This is a genomic window from Algoriphagus sp. (assembly GCF_024305035.1).
Taxonomy (GTDB): Bacteria; Bacteroidota; Bacteroidia; order Cytophagales; family Cyclobacteriaceae; genus Algoriphagus.
The window spans coordinates 1-14,877 of the sequence record NZ_JAMWZB010000042.1 but is presented as its reverse complement, the minus strand read 5'-3'; the positions used below and the strand labels follow the sequence as shown (position 1 = coordinate 14,877).

The following is a 14,877-nucleotide window of genomic DNA, read 5'->3' as shown; positions in this document are numbered from 1 at the left end:
ATCTCCTATCCTTCTAATTTAGAAATAATCTCTTAACTTGATCAGATGAATTCCAGTCTAATTAGTATTGGTGTAGCTAATCCCGGAAAGCCCATTTCCCAACATTCCATCGCTGGATTTATGAAGCAGGCCCATGGCCTTGATGAAGTGGAGGGGAGAAAATTAAACTTTCTGTATCGGAAATCGGGTATTGATACCCGATATAGCGTATTAACCGATTTTGATAAAGCCCATTCCCGCGACTTTCGCTTTTTCCCCAGTAATGATGAGCTGGAGCCTTTTCCAAGTACTAAAGCTCGGATGCGGGTATTTGAGGAAAATGCATCAACCTTGGGTGCTGAGGCAGCCTTAAATTGTCTGCAAAAATCCGCAACCCATCCAACCGAAATCTCCCATCTCATTTTGGTTTCCTGTACCGGAATGACTGCACCCGGTGTGGAGCTGGAGCTGATGCAAAGCCTTCAGCTTTCTGATTCGGTGGAGCGGTATTGCCTGCATTTCATGGGCTGCTATGCTGCATTTACCGGAATTAAGTTGGCAGATAAAATCGTGCGTTCCGAACCCGAAGCAAAAGTTTTGCTTGTTTGTGTGGAGCTGTGTACTCTTCATTTTCAAAAGGAATACTCAGAAGATCACCTGCTGGCCAATTCCCTTTTTGGAGATGGGGCTGCGGCCGCTTTGATCACTGGAGCAAAAGCTGGGCTCAAAATCAAATCTTACCTCAGTCAGGTACTCAGGCAAGGGGTAAAGGACATGGCTTGGTCCATCGGTGATTTTGGATTTGAGATGCGCCTGACTAAGTATATCCCCGCCTTATTGGAGGGAGGAATTCACCAATTAAGAGCGATTTTTGAGCAGCGGTTTGGGCTAGCTGACATCAAGAATTTTGCAATTCACCCAGGAGGCAAGCAAATTCTGCAAAAAGTTCAGGAAGCATTTGGTTTGGATCCATCGATGAATCAACATGCGATGGAAGTTTTGCGAAATTTTGGGAATATGTCCTCAGTTACTATTCTTTTTGTCTTGGCACGAATGATGGACGACCCTAAAATTGAAGGAGATATTTTAGCTATGGGTTTTGGCCCAGGGCTTACCTTAGAAACCTTACTGCTTGAAAAGTCATGAGTGATTTTTCCCACCGAAGTGAGCAAAAGGAGTTTATGGATGACTTGGACTGTTCAGGTGCTGAGCTGGAGCAGACCTTGCGTGAGCTCAAGACCATTAACCGATGGCTGGGAGGAAATAAAGTGACCACTCATGGGCTGCAACAACTTTTTAGACAACATCCTCAAAGCATTTACCAGGTAGCTGATATTGGATGTGGAGGTGGAGATATGATTCAGGTGATGGATGATTGGGCAAAAAAGCATCAACATGCTGTCGATTTTGTCGGTGTTGACGCCAACCGGAACATTATTGAGCTTGCATCGGTTAGGATGACAAGTAAAACTTCCGTCCGTTGGCAGGTGCAGAATGTATTTTCGGATGATTTTATCAAGGAAAAAGTTGATGTATTGACCTGTACGCTTTTTACTCATCACTTTACTGATGGGGAATTAGTTGATCTTTTGGCTGCCTTTCGACAGAAGGCGCGGTTGGGTATTGTAATTAACGATTTGCATCGACACCCCTTGGCCTATTATAGCATCAAATGGCTTACACGGGTTTTTAGTAATTCTAACATGGTACGAAACGATGCGCCACTATCTGTTATGAGGAGCTTTTCCAGGCAAGACTGGCAGAGGATTCTCGATCAAGCCGATATAAAGTCCTATTCATTACGTTGGTTTTGGGCTTTTCGATGGCAGCTCGTCATTCCCATTTGACAAACACCTAAATCTTTCACAAAAATAACTACTATGGAAATTTCACCAGAAATGGCAGACGCCTTACTTAAAAAAGCTGTTGAACTCGCAGGACAGATTGTACCCAGTTTGATTTATGCGATAGTATTTTACATCGTTGGTAAATTTATCGTTAAAAAATTGGTATCCGGATTTACCAAAGTTCTCAACAAGCGAGAGGACAATCCTTCGCTAAATAATTTTCTGATTGGACTGGTCAACCTGCTCTTGTTCGTATCCTTGATTATCGGAGTTGCCACGATATTGGGTGTTCCGGTATCTTCCTTCTTGGCTATTTTGGGTGCTGCAGGCTTGGCAATTGGTTTAGCCTTGCAGGGTTCACTTTCCAATTTTGCGGGAGGAGTCCTCATTTTACTGTTTAAGCCGTTTAAAGTAAATGATGTTATAGAGGCTCAGGGCCATACCGGAGTGGTAAAAAGAATCGATATTTTATATACGCATTTGACGACTTTTGACAACAAAGAAATCATTATTCCAAATGGAAGTCTGGCTAACAATGATATTGTTAATATGAACACTCAAGAGACCCGAAGGGCGGATTTTAGCGTAGGAGTCGCATACGGAACAGACATAAAGAAAGCACGGGAAATCATTTTGAAGATTTTCCAAGAAGATGATCGAGCACTCACAGACCCTGAACCGGTAGTTTACCTAACTAATTTTGGCGATAGTTCCTTGGATTTAACGGTCCGTGTATGGGCTAAAACTTCAGACCTTTGGTCACTGTATTTTGATGGGATGGAAAAAATTAATGAGGAATTTGAGAAAAATGAAATTGAAATTCCATTCCCCCAACGCGTGGTCCATCAAATGAGCTAAATGGAATAACAAGGGAATTTTAAAGGGGGCCATGCTCCCTTTTTTGTTTTAATAATAGACCAAAATATCTTCCAAAGATTTCTTTTCGATATCAGGGACGTAGGTTTCTTCCTTTGCAAACCCGATCGGGAGTAAAAGAAATGGTTTTTCATGGCTGGGACGGTTTAAAATACTGGCCAAAAAATTCATGGGACTGGGGGTATGGGTCACTGTAACTAAGCCCGCTTGATGAATGGCAGCAATTAAAAATCCACAGGCAATACCGACAGACTCCGACACGTAATAATGTTGAATTTTTTGGCCATTTTTGATTCCATACGATTGTTTGAAAACCACCAGCAGGGCTGGTGCATCTTCCAAAAAGGGTTTTTCCCAATCCGTCCCCAAATGCTTTAAATCCTGAATCCAATTCGCAGACATCCGGGAAGAATAATTCAGTTTTTCCTCTGCCTCGGCTGCGATTCTAATTTGTTTTTTGAGATGAGGATTTCTAACTACGCAGAATGTCCAGGGTTGTTTATTGGCTCCAGAAGGCGCTGATCCAGCAGTTTTGATCAGGTTGTTGATGACTTCCTCTGGGATTGGTCGAGTACTAAATTCCCTGACTGTTCTGCGCTGGCTAAGGGAATGAAAAAAGTCTACCGATTTCTCGATGGATTCGGAATCGGTAATCCTTGGTCTTGAATAGCTTACATAAGGGAAACCATCAATTTCTTTTCGTTTCATTAGATTTGGCTTAGAAATGAAAACGGCCGAATTTAATTCAGCCGTTTTTAGAATTTAATCCACCGTAATTTCTTGGCTGCCTCCAGGATAGGTCAGAGTAAGTGTACGATCGCAATCTCCTGCCCCAAAATCTGCGGTTACAGAACTGTTTTCATAATTGAAGATCAAAACTCCTGCACTTGGAATCCAAACTCCCGATTCCACACAAGGCTGGTTGACTTCTAAAGCAGTTTCTACCAGAGAGGTATAGGCAATTCCTGTCCTTGCCGTGCCGGAGGCTGTTCCGGTAATATTGATTTCATAGCCTTCACTTCCCAGTCGTACCTCTCGTACTTGATCGGATTCATAGGTTGCAGAACTTCCATCAGGCCAAGTAATCAAGCCATTTTCTACCGTGACCGCCAGTGAAATCTGATTATTGATCAGGTCAATGCCACTGTTGATGATGGACCGTGTGCCTTCAATTTTGAGTCCATCTACCTCATAGCCCTCAAAGGTGGTGAGAACGGTTGCGCCGGGAAAAAGAAAGTTCCCGCTGTACACAAGCGTCACGATACCTTTTCGTTCGATTCCTTGTGAATTGATGCAGCTTTCCCCAAAGTCAATAACAATACGGCGGTTTTCTTGGTCTATGCTGATATCCACTCCTTCACAAATTTGATCGAGCTGGGATTGGAAGATCCGGGCGCCAAGGCCATTTTCCTCCAGAACGGTAAGCGTATAATTATCCAAATCTTCAAAGGTTCGGTTGATCTGAATATCATCGTTGATCACCGATAGATCAGGCTCTGGGAGCTCATCGACAGGGTCAGAACCACAGCTGGATAGGATCAAGGTAAAAAGACCCAAAACGAAGAATAAATGGAATGACTTTTTCATAATTTTGCTTTAAAAGTAAGTTATTAATTTTTGGAGTTAGTTTTTGTTGATTTTGATGCACAACCGATAGTTTGGGTACTTGTACGGGCCACAGGAAATGAACCCATTCCCCTCACAGAAGGAAGTTTCTCCCAAAAGTCTTCGGTATTTTCTTGATTTTTTTTTCAGGCATCTCACTGTAAATCTATGATTTAAAGGGGTTTGTTCTTCTAGTAAATTTAAAGGAATTAAGCGAAATTACTATTGATCTTTTCAAACCGTATATTTGAAGATGAATAAATTTAATTTTTCAGAGGAAGATCTTCAAAATCAGATTTCTAAACTCAACCGCCAGGCAGGGCTGTTTTCGTTGATTCGTCTGGTACTTTTTCTGGGGTTGATTGCCGCCGTGGTATTGTTCTTTTCCCATTCTGGCTGGTGGTTTTTCATTTTGCTGGGGCTAACCGCTGGGTTTGTTTGGTCGGTTAGGCGATTCAATTTCATCAAGGATCAAGAGTCCATCACTACTGCACTCCAGCAAATGAAATTAGAGTCCACATGGCGGAAAAACCGTAAACTTGATCAATTGGAAGAGGGTAAGGAATTTCGAGAAAAGAACCATCCTTTTGCCAATGATCTTGACTTATTTGGCGAGCATTCACTCTTCCAGCTTGTCAATCATTGCAGTTCCACTAGAGGGAAGAAGCTATTGGCTCATGCGATGAAAGCCGCCATACAGGTACCTGAAAAAACCGCACTCCGAGAGGCAATTGATGAATTGGGGGGGAAGCCGCTATTTCTGAAAAGTATGGAATCGGTGGGGAAAGCATTTTTTGACCCAGAGCAGGAGAAAATAGGGTGGACTGATTGGCTTAAGGAAAAGGAGTCACCCAAATCCTTTTTACTGGTTTTGGGCTGGATAGGATTGATGGGTGGAATTACTGTCTTGACTTTGGTTTACCTGGGCTTGATTCCAAGTGCGATTCTTGGGCTTTGGGTTTTAATAGGTCTTTTCTTTTTGGGGATGGTTTTCAAATCCCTGAAAACAGCGGCTGAAAAAATCCCCAATCGACAAACACTTAAGACTTTTGTCCAATGGGTACAATTAATCGAAGCGGAGTCTTTCCAGTCTGACTTTCTCAAGCGGGAACAAGCCCTCTTCAAGCAGGAAACCAGCTTGGCTTCCGAGCAATTGATGCGACTGGATCGATTGGGACTTTGGATCCAAAATCGATTGAACCTTCTCTATCTACCGGTAAATTTGATCTTTTGGACTGACCTTATACTGTATGGGAGTTGGGTCAAGTGGAAAAATTCCCATGGGGTAGTTCTTGCCGATTACCCCGAAAAATTAGCCTATTGGGAGGTTTTGGTTTCTCTTGGCTTATTCCAATCTGAATTAGGCAGTCAAGGGAAAGTACATCATTCCCATCAACTAGTCTTCAGGGCTAAAGACCTGACGCATCCTTTGTTATTGCCCGAAAAGGCCGTTTCCAATTCATTTAGCTTAGGAGATTCTTCTCAGGTAGTTTTGCTGACTGGGGCCAATATGAGTGGGAAGACCACCTTTATGCGGACTTTGGGAATCAATTTGGTTTTGGTAAACTTGGGTTTACGTCCTTTTGGAACAGATTTGACAGTGGGAGAATTTGATCTCTACACCAGTATGCGAAATACCGATAATCTAGGAGAAAGCGTCAGTTCATTTTATGCAGAACTCAGTCGCATAAAAACGCTCATCCATAGCTTGGAAAGTGGAAAGCCGATTTTTTTTCTCTTGGATGAAATCCTAAAGGGAACCAACACAGAAGATCGGATTGCAGGGAGTGAGGCGCTGATCGCCCAACTGCTCAAGACTCAGGGATTAGGAATCATCAGTACTCATGATATCGAGCTTGCCAGTATGGAGAATCGAATGAAAGGAGTCCGAAATTTCAGCTTTCATTCGGCAGTTTTTGATGATAAAATCGACTTCGATTACCAAATTAAGGAAGGAGCGTGTCCTAGTTTCAATGCGCATAAATTGATGGAGCTGATGGGAATCAAATTTAGATAAAATCGCGCTTGACTAACCTGTCACTCACGTCAAGGATTGTCAAGCCTGCGAGATTTCATCTGACCGCTAAAAAACAAATGGTAAACAGTTGAAATTGAAGTTTCGCCCGATTATTGTTATCTTATTATAAATTTTGTTTCACTAAATTCTATTTTATTATGAACTCACTATTGTATTTGATTGCGGTAATTTTGGTTATCGGCTGGATCTTGGGGTTTTTTGTGTATAGTGTTGGGGGTTTGATCCATATTCTGTTAGTAATTGCGGTAATTGCGCTATTGCTTAAATTTATAAAAAGGGCTTAGCCATAGGGTTTAAGCCAGTCAAGTAGTACAATCTGCAGGATTATCCTGCAGATTGTTTTATTTTTGAGCCAATGAAAGCGTCGAAATCAAAAATTTTAGGGGTATTAGGTGGAGGTCAACTAGGCCGAATGCTAATACAGTCAGCCATTAATTACAATCAGGATATACACATTTTAGATCCGGATCCGCAGGCACCTTGCCGGGATATTGCCCAGCGATTTGTTTGCGGGTCATTAAAAGACTTCGACACGGTGTATAATTTTGGCAAAGACTGTGACATCATCACTGTTGAAATCGAAAGTGTCAATACCGATGCCCTTGAAAAGTTACAATCTGAGGGAGTAGCTGTATTTCCGCAGCCACATATTCTTCGCCTGATTCAGGATAAGCGTGAACAAAAAAAGTTTTACCAGCAGTCGGGTATTCCGACTGCAGAATTTGAATTGACAGAAAATAAAGCGGATGTAATTTCCAAAAAGAATTTTTTACCGGCAGTGAATAAATTGGGTAAAGATGGGTACGATGGGCGGGGAGTTCAGGTCATTCGTACCGAAGCAGATTTAGCCAATGCCTTTGATGCGCCGGGATTACTGGAAAAGCTGATCGATTTTGACCGGGAAATTGCAGTAATTGTTGCCAGAAATGAATCCGGTGAGCTAAAGGTATATCCCTCCGTTGAATGTGCTTTTCATCCGACGGCCAATTTGGTGGAATTTCTATTTGCGCCAGCAGAGGTGAGCGTCCAAATCGAAAAAGAGGCTCAAGAAATAGCCAAATCTGTAATTCTGAAACTTGGCATGGTGGGGATTCTGGCTGTGGAAATGTTTGTGACCAAAGAGGGAAAGGTTTTGGTAAATGAAATAGCTCCTCGTCCGCATAACAGCGGTCATCATACTATTGAAGCCAATTTTACCTCACAATTTGAGCAGCATCTTCGAGCGGTGATGAACTGGCCACTTGGGGATACTGATTTGCGCTGTCCTGCCGCCATGATCAATTTGCTTGGAGAAGAAGGGTATACTGGAGAAGCGATTGTGGAAGGAAGAGAAGAAGCCATGGCTGAAAGTGGGGTATATATTCATCTTTATGGGAAAAAAATCACCAAACCTTTCCGAAAAATGGGACATGTTACCATTTTGGATGAAGAAGTGGAAAATTTAAAGCAGAGAGCAAACCGAATCAAAGATCTTATAAAAATCAAATCATGAGTCAGACAGCACAGGTAGGAATCATCATGGGGAGTCAGTCGGACCTTCCGGTAATGGCTGAGGCGGCCGAAATTTTAGAAGAGTTGGGCGTTGGCTTTGAATTGACTGTGGTATCCGCACATCGTACACCTGATCGGATGGTCGATTATGCCCGTTCAGCCCGAGAAAGGGGACTCAAAGTCATCATCGCCGGGGCGGGGGGAGCGGCACATCTTCCGGGAATGGTCGCTTCTATGACCAGTTTGCCAGTCATAGGTGTGCCGGTGAAAAGTTCGAACTCGATTGACGGCTGGGATAGTATTTTGTCCATTTTACAGATGCCGGGAGGAATCCCTGTTGCTACAGTTGCCCTCAATGGCGCAAAAAACGCGGGGATTTTAGCCGCCTCCATAGTAGGGGCTTTTGAACAGGAGGTAGCAAAGAAGCTGGATTTATATAAGGAGTCCCTTCGCAAAAAAGTCGAGCATTCTGCTGAGGAACTCTCAAGTATTGGCTGGAAAAAAGCACTAGCTAAAAAATAACAACCCCATGAACTGGAAAAGGCCTATCCGATTCAAAATCAGCGGATTCCCATGGGAAATCCCATTGAATGTGCTTTTGCTATTAATTTTTTTGACCGTTTTGCTGATGATCGCAGGGGCCTATATGGGCTTTCAATTTGGCACTCAAACTAATCGGTAAAGATTCCCCAACCATCATCACTCTTTTCTTTGGGGTCAAAGTCTTTGACCCAGTCTACAAAAAGTAATCGATAATCATCGATCGATTCTCTGAGGAGTTGTAGGTGTTCTTCAGCATGTGTTTCTTCCAAAGCGAGTTGATAGCTCATGGAAAACAGGCTTTTGGCATGGATTTTCATTAACATGGCCTTTTCCATTTTTAGCACAAAATCAGTGATCCCCTCTGCTGCTGTAAACTTAGCGCCAAGGGAAACTGCATCCTCCAGCATCATGGAGCCATAGAGTTCTCGTCGGGCTTCATCCAGACTACCCACTAGGGCCTTGGTGAGCCCGACGATATCTCTGGCCTTTTTCATCAGCGGATGCTGGAAGACTTTTCCTTGATCGTTCTCGAAATTAAAATTTCCCTCCTGGTCAAAGTCGGGATCCTGGTCATCAAAATCGTCCCACATCGTAAAAAATTGTTCAAGTGAACTTAAAATGGCAATTGATCTTCTTCGCCGTCTGCATGAAAGGTATCAACTTCTGGAGTAGAGGCGGCTCCAGCTGATCCTGTTCCATTTCGCTCGACACGATACGCTTTTACCTCTGTGTACCAGCGTCCGTTATATTCACGGCTTTCAACATCCACGCTGAGGCTGACTTGCTCACCGACCTGTAGTCCAAATTGCTCGATTTTGTCACCCCAAAGTGCGACGCAGACTTTTTTGGGATATTGTCCGGGAGTTTCCAATATAAATTCCTGTTTTCTCCAGGCATTGCCATTTTTTGAATTTCCACCTACTTCGGGTAGTTTTTGAATTACTTTTCCGCTTAATTCCATTTTTACTTCACTGGTTAATTTGAATAACGAAGGTAAGGAATGAAGCGGTAAATCCCCGAAAGGATAGCTCAATTGGGTGGGGTTTAAAGAAAAGATTTGTCAAAGACTTTGCAAATTCAGAATAGGAAAACATCAACTCCGGCCATTTTTCGTTGGTCTTGACTTGATTTTCCAAATTTTATTTCATTTCCTCATCAAAATAAATTTTCTAAAAAAATTGCACAGCGTTTCTTTGCTTCAATTCATTCAAAATGATACTTTTAAAATTGTTTCATATCTCTCACGCTAAAAAAATACTATGGCTTAGACTTTTACGTTGTTCATAAACCAAATCCAAATGAGTAAGCGAATAGGTCCCCAGGACAGCGAGTTGATAGCTCAGTATAGGAATGGCAGTGAAGCTGCCTTTGATCTTTTGGTAGATCGGTATAAGTCTAAAGTATATACTACCATATTTCTCATTGTGAAAGAGCAGAGTCTTGCTGAAGACCTTCTCCAGGATGTATTTGTCAAAGTGGTTCATACCCTGAATTCAGACAAGTATAATGAGGAGGGAAAGTTTAAGCCTTGGTTGATGCGTATTGCCCATAATCTGGCGATCGATCATTTCAGAAAGGCCAAACGTTACCCGACCATCATGATGGAAGATGGCTCAAGTATTTTCAATTCACTTCAGTTTGCTGATGAGAATGTTGAAGACAAGCAAGTCAGGGAAGAGGGAGTCGAGTTGGTAAAACGATTGATCGAAGAACTTCCTGATGCTCAAAAACAAGTGCTGATTATGAGGCACTATATGGATATGAGTTTTCAGGAAATTGCTGATCAGACAGGAGTGAGTATAAATACTGCCTTAGGTAGAATGCGCTATGCGTTGATACATTTAAGAAAGAAAATGAAACAATTAAACTTTGCCTATGATAAAACCATTTACCCCAAATGACCTGATAAGATATATTTATCAGGAAATGCCGGAGGTAGAACAAGAACTCTTAATGCAGGCCTTGCATCGTGATCAAAATCTGATGCAAGAATATTTGGATATGCTGAGCGCGATAGAGTCCCTGGATCAAATCCAGCTTCAACCTTCGGAAAAAGTAGTAAAGGCGATAAAATACAAAGCCAAATCTACGGGACTGCAAAAAGTCTGAAAATTCGGTACCCCGCTTGAGCGGGGTTTTTTTATGGATTATCTCGAATAAACTGAGCTGCCTCTTCGATGAGGTTTGCATAGGTGCCAGGATCAAAACCATGTCCTTGTCCCGGAACAGTGATGAATTGATGGGGAACATTAAATTGGATCAGTTTTTCCTCCAGTTCTTCGCTTTGTGAAATAGGCACCACTGTATCCTCTGTTCCGTGGAAGAAAATCGTGGGAATGGTGTGTTCATCCACAAAAGAAACTGGGCTGGAGCTTTGATACCGTTCTGGGTTGGTAGTTGGGCTTCCTTCCAGAATTTCATTTAATCCAGATTGGGTGAGAAAGTTGAAATCATACAGGGTGGATAAATTGGTTGGGGGGAAAAAAGCGATGATCCCTTGGATATTTCCGATAGGCTGATGCTTATATCCATGTAGCAAAGCCAAATGCCCACCTGCGCTACCACCTGCTAAGATAATCTGATCAGAGATATTCCAATTTTCAAGTTCTGAAAGAATTTTCTCCATGGAAACAATCACATCATTTTCTTGGGCAGGAAATGGATTATCTTGGGAGATAAAATCATACAGCCGATAATTGATAGCCACAAAGGCATAGTCGGGAAATGACTGTTCCATCAAAGGTTTAAATTGGAGAAACTCTTCTTTGCTGCCGTCGATCCAGGCTCCACCGTGGATGTAAATTAGGAGCGGAGTTTGTTCTCTACTTCTTCCTGCGGGCAAATACACGTCAAAAGACTGTCTTGGGTCATTTCCGTAGGATTGATCCAAGAGCTCCAAAGCCGGAAGTGGGGCATTAGGATCGATGTCATCTTCTCTGCTGCAGGAAAAAAGAAGGAATGAACCGGTGGTGAAAAGAAGGATAAATCGGAAAAAGTGGTAGGTAGATTTCATTTGTTTCAGCTGTGTATAATTGATTTTCAAGGGTCAGATGGAATCGTAGGATTGATAGGCCTCTCAGATGATGATGGCTACCTCAGGCTCGATTTTAGTTAAAACCATTTGATTAAAGAATTGATGATTTGTTTTGTTTTTATCCCATAAGGCGGTCTCAACAATGTTACGTTAGTTAGTCCTATCCGTTGTTTGAGTACCCCTTTTTCATTACTAAATGCCAAAAACCCGTGATAACCGTGCGATTTTCCGATACCGCTGTTGTTTACTCCGCCAAAAGGGAATTCATTGTGCAGAAATTGTAAGACACAGTCATTGATTACAGCATTTCCTGAGCTGCAATGTTGCAGGATTTTTTGTTGTTCACTTTTGTCTTGGTTGAATAGATAAAGTGACAAGGGCTTGGGCTTCCGGTTGATGTAGTCTATGGCTTCTTGGATTTCACTGAAAGATAGAATAGGCAAAAGCGGACCAAAAATTTCTTCCTGATTGATTGACATAGACTCTTCCGTACCGATAAGTAGGGTGGGTTCTATATACCGGTGATGTTGATTTGCTTTTCCCCCAAAAGCCACCTGAGCTCCTTTTTGGATGGCGTCATCCAGATAGCCTGTCAATCGCTGGAAGTGTTTGTCATTGATGATGCGAGCATAATCCGGAGAGTGCTCAATGCCTTTATAGTATGGGTCGTAAAATTGCTGAATGGCTATTTTGAGTTCGGAAAGCAATAATTCTTGCTGTGATTCATGAACTAAAATGTAATCAGGTGCCACACAGGTTTGTCCACAGTTTACCAGTTTGCCCCATATGATTTTTTGCGCAGCATCTTTGAGGTCTGCCGATGCGCCAACGATTGCAGGGGATTTTCCTCCGAGCTCAAGCGTGACTGAACTGAGGTGCTCTGCGGCTTTTTTCATCACGACTTTGCCGATTTGAGGACTTCCAGTAAAAAAAACATGATCAAAAGGTAAGCTAAGCAAGCCTTCCGCTACGGTAGCATCACCTAGGATGACGGCAACCTCTTCTGGCTTGAAGCAAGACGATACCATCTCCTGTACCAATAAGGAAGTAGCAGGTGTCATTTCTGAGGGTTTTAACATCACCGTACAACCTGCCGCCAAAGCAGAGATCAAAGGACCGATTGCCAAATTAAAGGGATAATTCCAGGGAGCGATGATCAATGCCCTTCCCTTAGGCTCAAATTGGACCCAGGCGCTCGTACTAGCCATCGCCAGCGGAGTTTTAATTTTTTTGGGTTTCATCCATGACTTCAGGTTTTTGAGGGCATGGTTGATTTCTGAGGTGACTGGGAATATTTCACTAAGATCGGTTTCGATTGAGGGCTTATTGAAATCATCGATCAGTGCTTGCCGAATTCTTTCCTGATTGGATTTGATCCACTTGCTGATTTTGATTAATCGATTTTTGCGTTCCTCGAAAGAAGATCTCCGCCAGTCCAGAGCGGTTTGGTATTGGGAATCAAAAATTTGTGAAAAGGCGGAAGTGTTTTTTGGGGATAATTGAAAGTCCATAGGAAGCGAAAGGAAAAGGAAACGACGAAAAGTAGATTTAATGTATGAAAGGGGATAGAAATTTAGATTTTTTTGATTTATGTCAAACTACCTGACTTTAAGCACCAAAAGGGCTTAAAAAGGGCGTCTTGTGGAAGATAGAAAGGCGTTAAGTTAAACAAAATGTGCTTTTATAGGCATAAAAAATAATTTCATACCAAAAAAATTGCATTACGTAAAAAAATTTTTCGAATAAAGCTTGGATATGAAAAACATAAAAGTGTATTTTTATGGCAGAAATCTGTCTGTGAGATGATGATTGATGTCAAAAAAGCTCCAAAAAACAGGTTAGATATCGGTTAAGCGGTCAAAAAGCCAATTTTAAGATTGAGTAATCGGTTGAAAATGAGAAAAGTAACGAAGAAAGTAACGAACTCGAAAAAATTTTAAATTCTATCAATATGGACAACTTATCCAATTGTCAGGTTATCCCTCCCACGAAAAGCAAAGGCTTTTCCGAATGCCAAGGGATTTTTCAAAAAGTATTCCTGTTTTTATTCCTAGGATTATTCCTATTCTCGGGAGAATTGATGGCTCAGGGAGGTCGAGGAAACCCAGGCAATGTGACAGGGACTAATACAGAAAACATTCTAGGTAGCTATCCTGTAGCGCCAGAAGATTTTCCTGGTTGTAATCAGAATAATGTGACGGCAATAGAGGTTATTTTTCGGGACATCGATGGAAATGACATTGACCCGAACAATCCGCCTGCTGATCAAGACCCCAATGTAGAAGGTATTCAGATTATAGGGACATTGTATGTTGTTTTTGGTGGGAGTACTAATAATGCGTATTCTGTTTATACACAGTTCGATATAATTAGAGATGGTATCGAGAGTTCCCGTGAAACAATTGTAGGATGTGTTTCTCAAGGTGAAAATGTGGTCCCATTTACCGAAGAATATTTGGTTGGGGAATTTACCTGGACTTATGGTGAATTATTGGAAGTTGAAAATATTTTTGCAACTTGGAGTACAGGTAATGCTAAAGGTGATGAGCCTTGTTCAGTCACAACAAGAGACGCCCAGTGTTTTACTAATGCAGAAGGTTTTACGGTTACTACACCACTGGTTCCTGATTTTTCTTTTATTACAGATTGCTCTCTTGAGGTAGATTTTTTTAATGAAACAACCGGAGGGAATGATGAAGTTTCTTATTCTTATTCTTGGGATTTTGATAACGATGGTAACGAGGATTCTTTTATTGAGAATCCTTCTTATACTTTTCCAAGTGCTGGAACCTATCCTGTAACTCTTACGGTAACTAATGATGGGTTTTCAATCTCTGAGACGCAAGATGTTTCTGTTTATAATCCAATCTCCATTTCTTCCTCAAAAGAGGATATTGATTGTTCCGAGGGTACAGGGGGTAAAATTGAAATTACTCAACTTATCGGTGGTTTTGGTGAATATACTATTGAATGGGCGTCAGACGATGAAAACTTTGTATTTGATGATCCAGCTGCATTAATTCAGTCAAATCTTCCAATTGGAACTTACACGGTTACAGTAACCGATGAAAGAGGCTGTACCAATAGTCAAACCTATAATATTGATCAACAAGGTAATACTCCTACTCCTTTAGTGGAAGATCAGGCAGTATGTGAAGCAGCAGGAAGTTTGGATTATGATGTGACAGCAACAAATGGACTTGATTTGATTTTTTACCAAACTGAAAATTCATTAGATCCAATTTCACCTACTTCAGTTGATACTAGTATTCCAGGAGTATATTCTGTTTGGGTAAGTCAGAGCAATGATTTTTGCGAGAGTGCTAGGGTTGAGGTAACTATAACTGTTAACCCCGCTCCAGATGCGCCAACCAATCCGATAGATGTAACGATCTGTGAAGGAGATGCCGAAAGCATTACCGCGAGTGCGACAGTTCCTGCTGGATTTACCATCAAATGGTACA

The 14,877-nt window shown here is 41.8% G+C and carries 17 protein-coding genes; 11 read left to right on the top strand and 6 right to left on the bottom strand.

Annotated features, from left to right (window positions below; translation table 11 throughout):
* Nucleotides 1–45 precede the first annotated feature (45 nt).
* The 3 genes from Q0L00_RS18180 to Q0L00_RS18170 are packed head-to-tail and all read left to right on the top strand — an operon-like array spanning nt 46 to nt 2,684.
* Complete coding sequence (locus Q0L00_RS18180) at nt 46–1,125, top strand: type III polyketide synthase (protein WP_297338322.1); 1,080 nt, start codon at nt 46–48, stop codon at nt 1,123–1,125.
* Nucleotides 1,122–1,826, top strand: coding sequence for a methyltransferase domain-containing protein (locus Q0L00_RS18175; RefSeq protein ID WP_297338321.1), 705 nt, complete (start codon nt 1,122–1,124; stop codon nt 1,824–1,826). The genes Q0L00_RS18180 and Q0L00_RS18175 overlap by 4 nt, the downstream gene beginning before the upstream one ends.
* A gap of 33 nt (nt 1,827–1,859) precedes the next feature.
* Complete coding sequence (locus tag Q0L00_RS18170) at nt 1,860–2,684, top strand: mechanosensitive ion channel domain-containing protein (RefSeq protein ID WP_297338320.1); 825 nt, start codon at nt 1,860–1,862, stop codon at nt 2,682–2,684.
* Between the two features lie 48 nt (nt 2,685–2,732).
* Here the strand turns inward: Q0L00_RS18170 and Q0L00_RS18165 are convergent, their stop codons facing one another.
* Nucleotides 2,733–3,410: a nitroreductase family protein gene (locus Q0L00_RS18165; protein WP_297338319.1), complete on the bottom strand. Its 678-nt coding sequence runs from the start codon at nt 3,408–3,410 to the stop codon at nt 2,733–2,735.
* A 54-nt stretch (nt 3,411–3,464) separates the two neighbouring features.
* Nucleotides 3,465–4,289 carry a hypothetical protein gene (locus Q0L00_RS18160; protein ID WP_297338318.1) on the bottom strand — a complete coding sequence of 275 codons (825 nt, stop codon included), beginning with the start codon at nt 4,287–4,289 and terminating at the stop codon, nt 3,465–3,467.
* A 271-nt stretch (nt 4,290–4,560) separates the two neighbouring features.
* On the opposite strand from Q0L00_RS18160, the gene Q0L00_RS18155 reads away from it, so the two are divergent.
* From Q0L00_RS18155 to Q0L00_RS18135, 5 genes are all read left to right on the top strand, one after another.
* Nucleotides 4,561–6,324 carry a DNA mismatch repair protein gene (locus Q0L00_RS18155; protein ID WP_297338317.1) on the top strand — a complete coding sequence of 588 codons (1,764 nt, stop codon included), beginning with the start codon at nt 4,561–4,563 and terminating at the stop codon, nt 6,322–6,324.
* Nucleotides 6,325–6,482: 158 nt separating this feature from the next.
* Nucleotides 6,483–6,629: a lmo0937 family membrane protein gene (locus tag Q0L00_RS18150; protein WP_297338316.1), complete on the top strand. Its 147-nt coding sequence runs from the start codon at nt 6,483–6,485 to the stop codon at nt 6,627–6,629.
* A gap of 71 nt (nt 6,630–6,700) precedes the next feature.
* Nucleotides 6,701–7,837, top strand: a complete 1,137-nt coding sequence (locus tag Q0L00_RS18145; RefSeq protein WP_297338315.1) for a 5-(carboxyamino)imidazole ribonucleotide synthase — start codon at nt 6,701–6,703, stop codon at nt 7,835–7,837.
* Nucleotides 7,834–8,358 carry a 5-(carboxyamino)imidazole ribonucleotide mutase gene (purE, locus tag Q0L00_RS18140; protein ID WP_297338314.1) on the top strand — a complete coding sequence of 175 codons (525 nt, stop codon included), beginning with the start codon at nt 7,834–7,836 and terminating at the stop codon, nt 8,356–8,358. Before Q0L00_RS18145 ends, purE begins: the two co-directional genes overlap by 4 nt.
* 7 nt (nt 8,359–8,365) lie before the next feature.
* The gene (locus tag Q0L00_RS18135) at nt 8,366–8,518 is read left to right on the top strand and encodes a hypothetical protein (RefSeq protein ID WP_297338313.1); all 153 of its coding nucleotides are present in this window, start codon (nt 8,366–8,368) and stop codon (nt 8,516–8,518) included.
* Here Q0L00_RS18135 and Q0L00_RS18130 read toward each other — a convergent pair.
* Both Q0L00_RS18130 and Q0L00_RS18125 read right to left on the bottom strand, forming a co-directional pair.
* Complete coding sequence (locus tag Q0L00_RS18130; RefSeq protein WP_297338312.1) at nt 8,508–8,969, bottom strand: hypothetical protein; 462 nt, start codon at nt 8,967–8,969, stop codon at nt 8,508–8,510. The genes Q0L00_RS18135 and Q0L00_RS18130 overlap by 11 nt on opposite strands.
* Nucleotides 8,970–8,992: 23 nt before the next feature.
* Nucleotides 8,993–9,412 (bottom strand): DUF3127 domain-containing protein, encoded by a 420-nt coding sequence (locus tag Q0L00_RS18125; RefSeq protein ID WP_363318565.1) that lies wholly within the window; start codon nt 9,410–9,412, stop codon nt 8,993–8,995.
* A 265-nt stretch (nt 9,413–9,677) separates the two neighbouring features.
* Here Q0L00_RS18125 and Q0L00_RS18120 point away from each other — a divergent pair, with 265 nt between their 5' ends.
* Both Q0L00_RS18120 and Q0L00_RS18115 read left to right on the top strand, forming a co-directional pair.
* Nucleotides 9,678–10,280: a sigma-70 family RNA polymerase sigma factor gene (locus Q0L00_RS18120; protein WP_297338311.1), complete on the top strand. Its 603-nt coding sequence runs from the start codon at nt 9,678–9,680 to the stop codon at nt 10,278–10,280.
* On the top strand, nt 10,255–10,488 hold the full coding sequence (locus tag Q0L00_RS18115; protein ID WP_297338310.1) for a hypothetical protein: 234 nt from the start codon (nt 10,255–10,257) through the stop codon (nt 10,486–10,488). The genes Q0L00_RS18120 and Q0L00_RS18115 overlap by 26 nt, the downstream gene beginning before the upstream one ends.
* A gap of 31 nt (nt 10,489–10,519) precedes the next feature.
* Here Q0L00_RS18115 and Q0L00_RS18110 read toward each other — a convergent pair whose 3' ends face one another.
* Both Q0L00_RS18110 and Q0L00_RS18105 read right to left on the bottom strand, forming a co-directional pair.
* On the bottom strand, nt 10,520–11,392 hold the full coding sequence (locus Q0L00_RS18110) for an alpha/beta hydrolase (protein WP_297338309.1): 873 nt from the start codon (nt 11,390–11,392) through the stop codon (nt 10,520–10,522).
* Nucleotides 11,393–11,490: 98 nt separating this feature from the next.
* Nucleotides 11,491–12,924, bottom strand: a complete 1,434-nt coding sequence (locus Q0L00_RS18105; RefSeq protein ID WP_297338308.1) for an aldehyde dehydrogenase family protein — start codon at nt 12,922–12,924, stop codon at nt 11,491–11,493.
* Between the two features lie 440 nt (nt 12,925–13,364).
* Between Q0L00_RS18105 and Q0L00_RS18100 the strand changes: the two genes are divergently transcribed.
* Nucleotides 13,365–14,877: PKD domain-containing protein (locus Q0L00_RS18100; RefSeq protein WP_297338307.1), on the top strand; the 1,513-nt coding region annotated here is incomplete at its 3' end.

Coding starts and splice junctions, on each gene's coding strand:
- Q0L00_RS18180 (WP_297338322.1), top strand. CDS start 46: ATGAATTCCAGTCTAATTAGTATTGGTGTAGCTAATCCCGGAAAGCCC.
- Q0L00_RS18175 (WP_297338321.1), top strand. CDS start 1,122: ATGAGTGATTTTTCCCACCGAAGTGAGCAAAAGGAGTTTATGGATGAC.
- Q0L00_RS18170 (WP_297338320.1), top strand. CDS start 1,860: ATGGAAATTTCACCAGAAATGGCAGACGCCTTACTTAAAAAAGCTGTT.
- Q0L00_RS18165 (WP_297338319.1), bottom strand. CDS start 3,410: ATGAAACGAAAAGAAATTGATGGTTTCCCTTATGTAAGCTATTCAAGA.
- Q0L00_RS18160 (WP_297338318.1), bottom strand. CDS start 4,289: ATGAAAAAGTCATTCCATTTATTCTTCGTTTTGGGTCTTTTTACCTTG.
- Q0L00_RS18155 (WP_297338317.1), top strand. CDS start 4,561: ATGAATAAATTTAATTTTTCAGAGGAAGATCTTCAAAATCAGATTTCT.
- Q0L00_RS18150 (WP_297338316.1), top strand. CDS start 6,483: ATGAACTCACTATTGTATTTGATTGCGGTAATTTTGGTTATCGGCTGG.
- Q0L00_RS18145 (WP_297338315.1), top strand. CDS start 6,701: ATGAAAGCGTCGAAATCAAAAATTTTAGGGGTATTAGGTGGAGGTCAA.
- purE (WP_297338314.1), top strand. CDS start 7,834: ATGAGTCAGACAGCACAGGTAGGAATCATCATGGGGAGTCAGTCGGAC.
- Q0L00_RS18135 (WP_297338313.1), top strand. CDS start 8,366: ATGAACTGGAAAAGGCCTATCCGATTCAAAATCAGCGGATTCCCATGG.
- Q0L00_RS18130 (WP_297338312.1), bottom strand. CDS start 8,969: ATGTGGGACGATTTTGATGACCAGGATCCCGACTTTGACCAGGAGGGA.
- Q0L00_RS18120 (WP_297338311.1), top strand. CDS start 9,678: ATGAGTAAGCGAATAGGTCCCCAGGACAGCGAGTTGATAGCTCAGTAT.
- Q0L00_RS18115 (WP_297338310.1), top strand. CDS start 10,255: ATGATAAAACCATTTACCCCAAATGACCTGATAAGATATATTTATCAG.
- Q0L00_RS18110 (WP_297338309.1), bottom strand. CDS start 11,392: ATGAAATCTACCTACCACTTTTTCCGATTTATCCTTCTTTTCACCACC.
- Q0L00_RS18105 (WP_297338308.1), bottom strand. CDS start 12,924: ATGGACTTTCAATTATCCCCAAAAAACACTTCCGCCTTTTCACAAATT.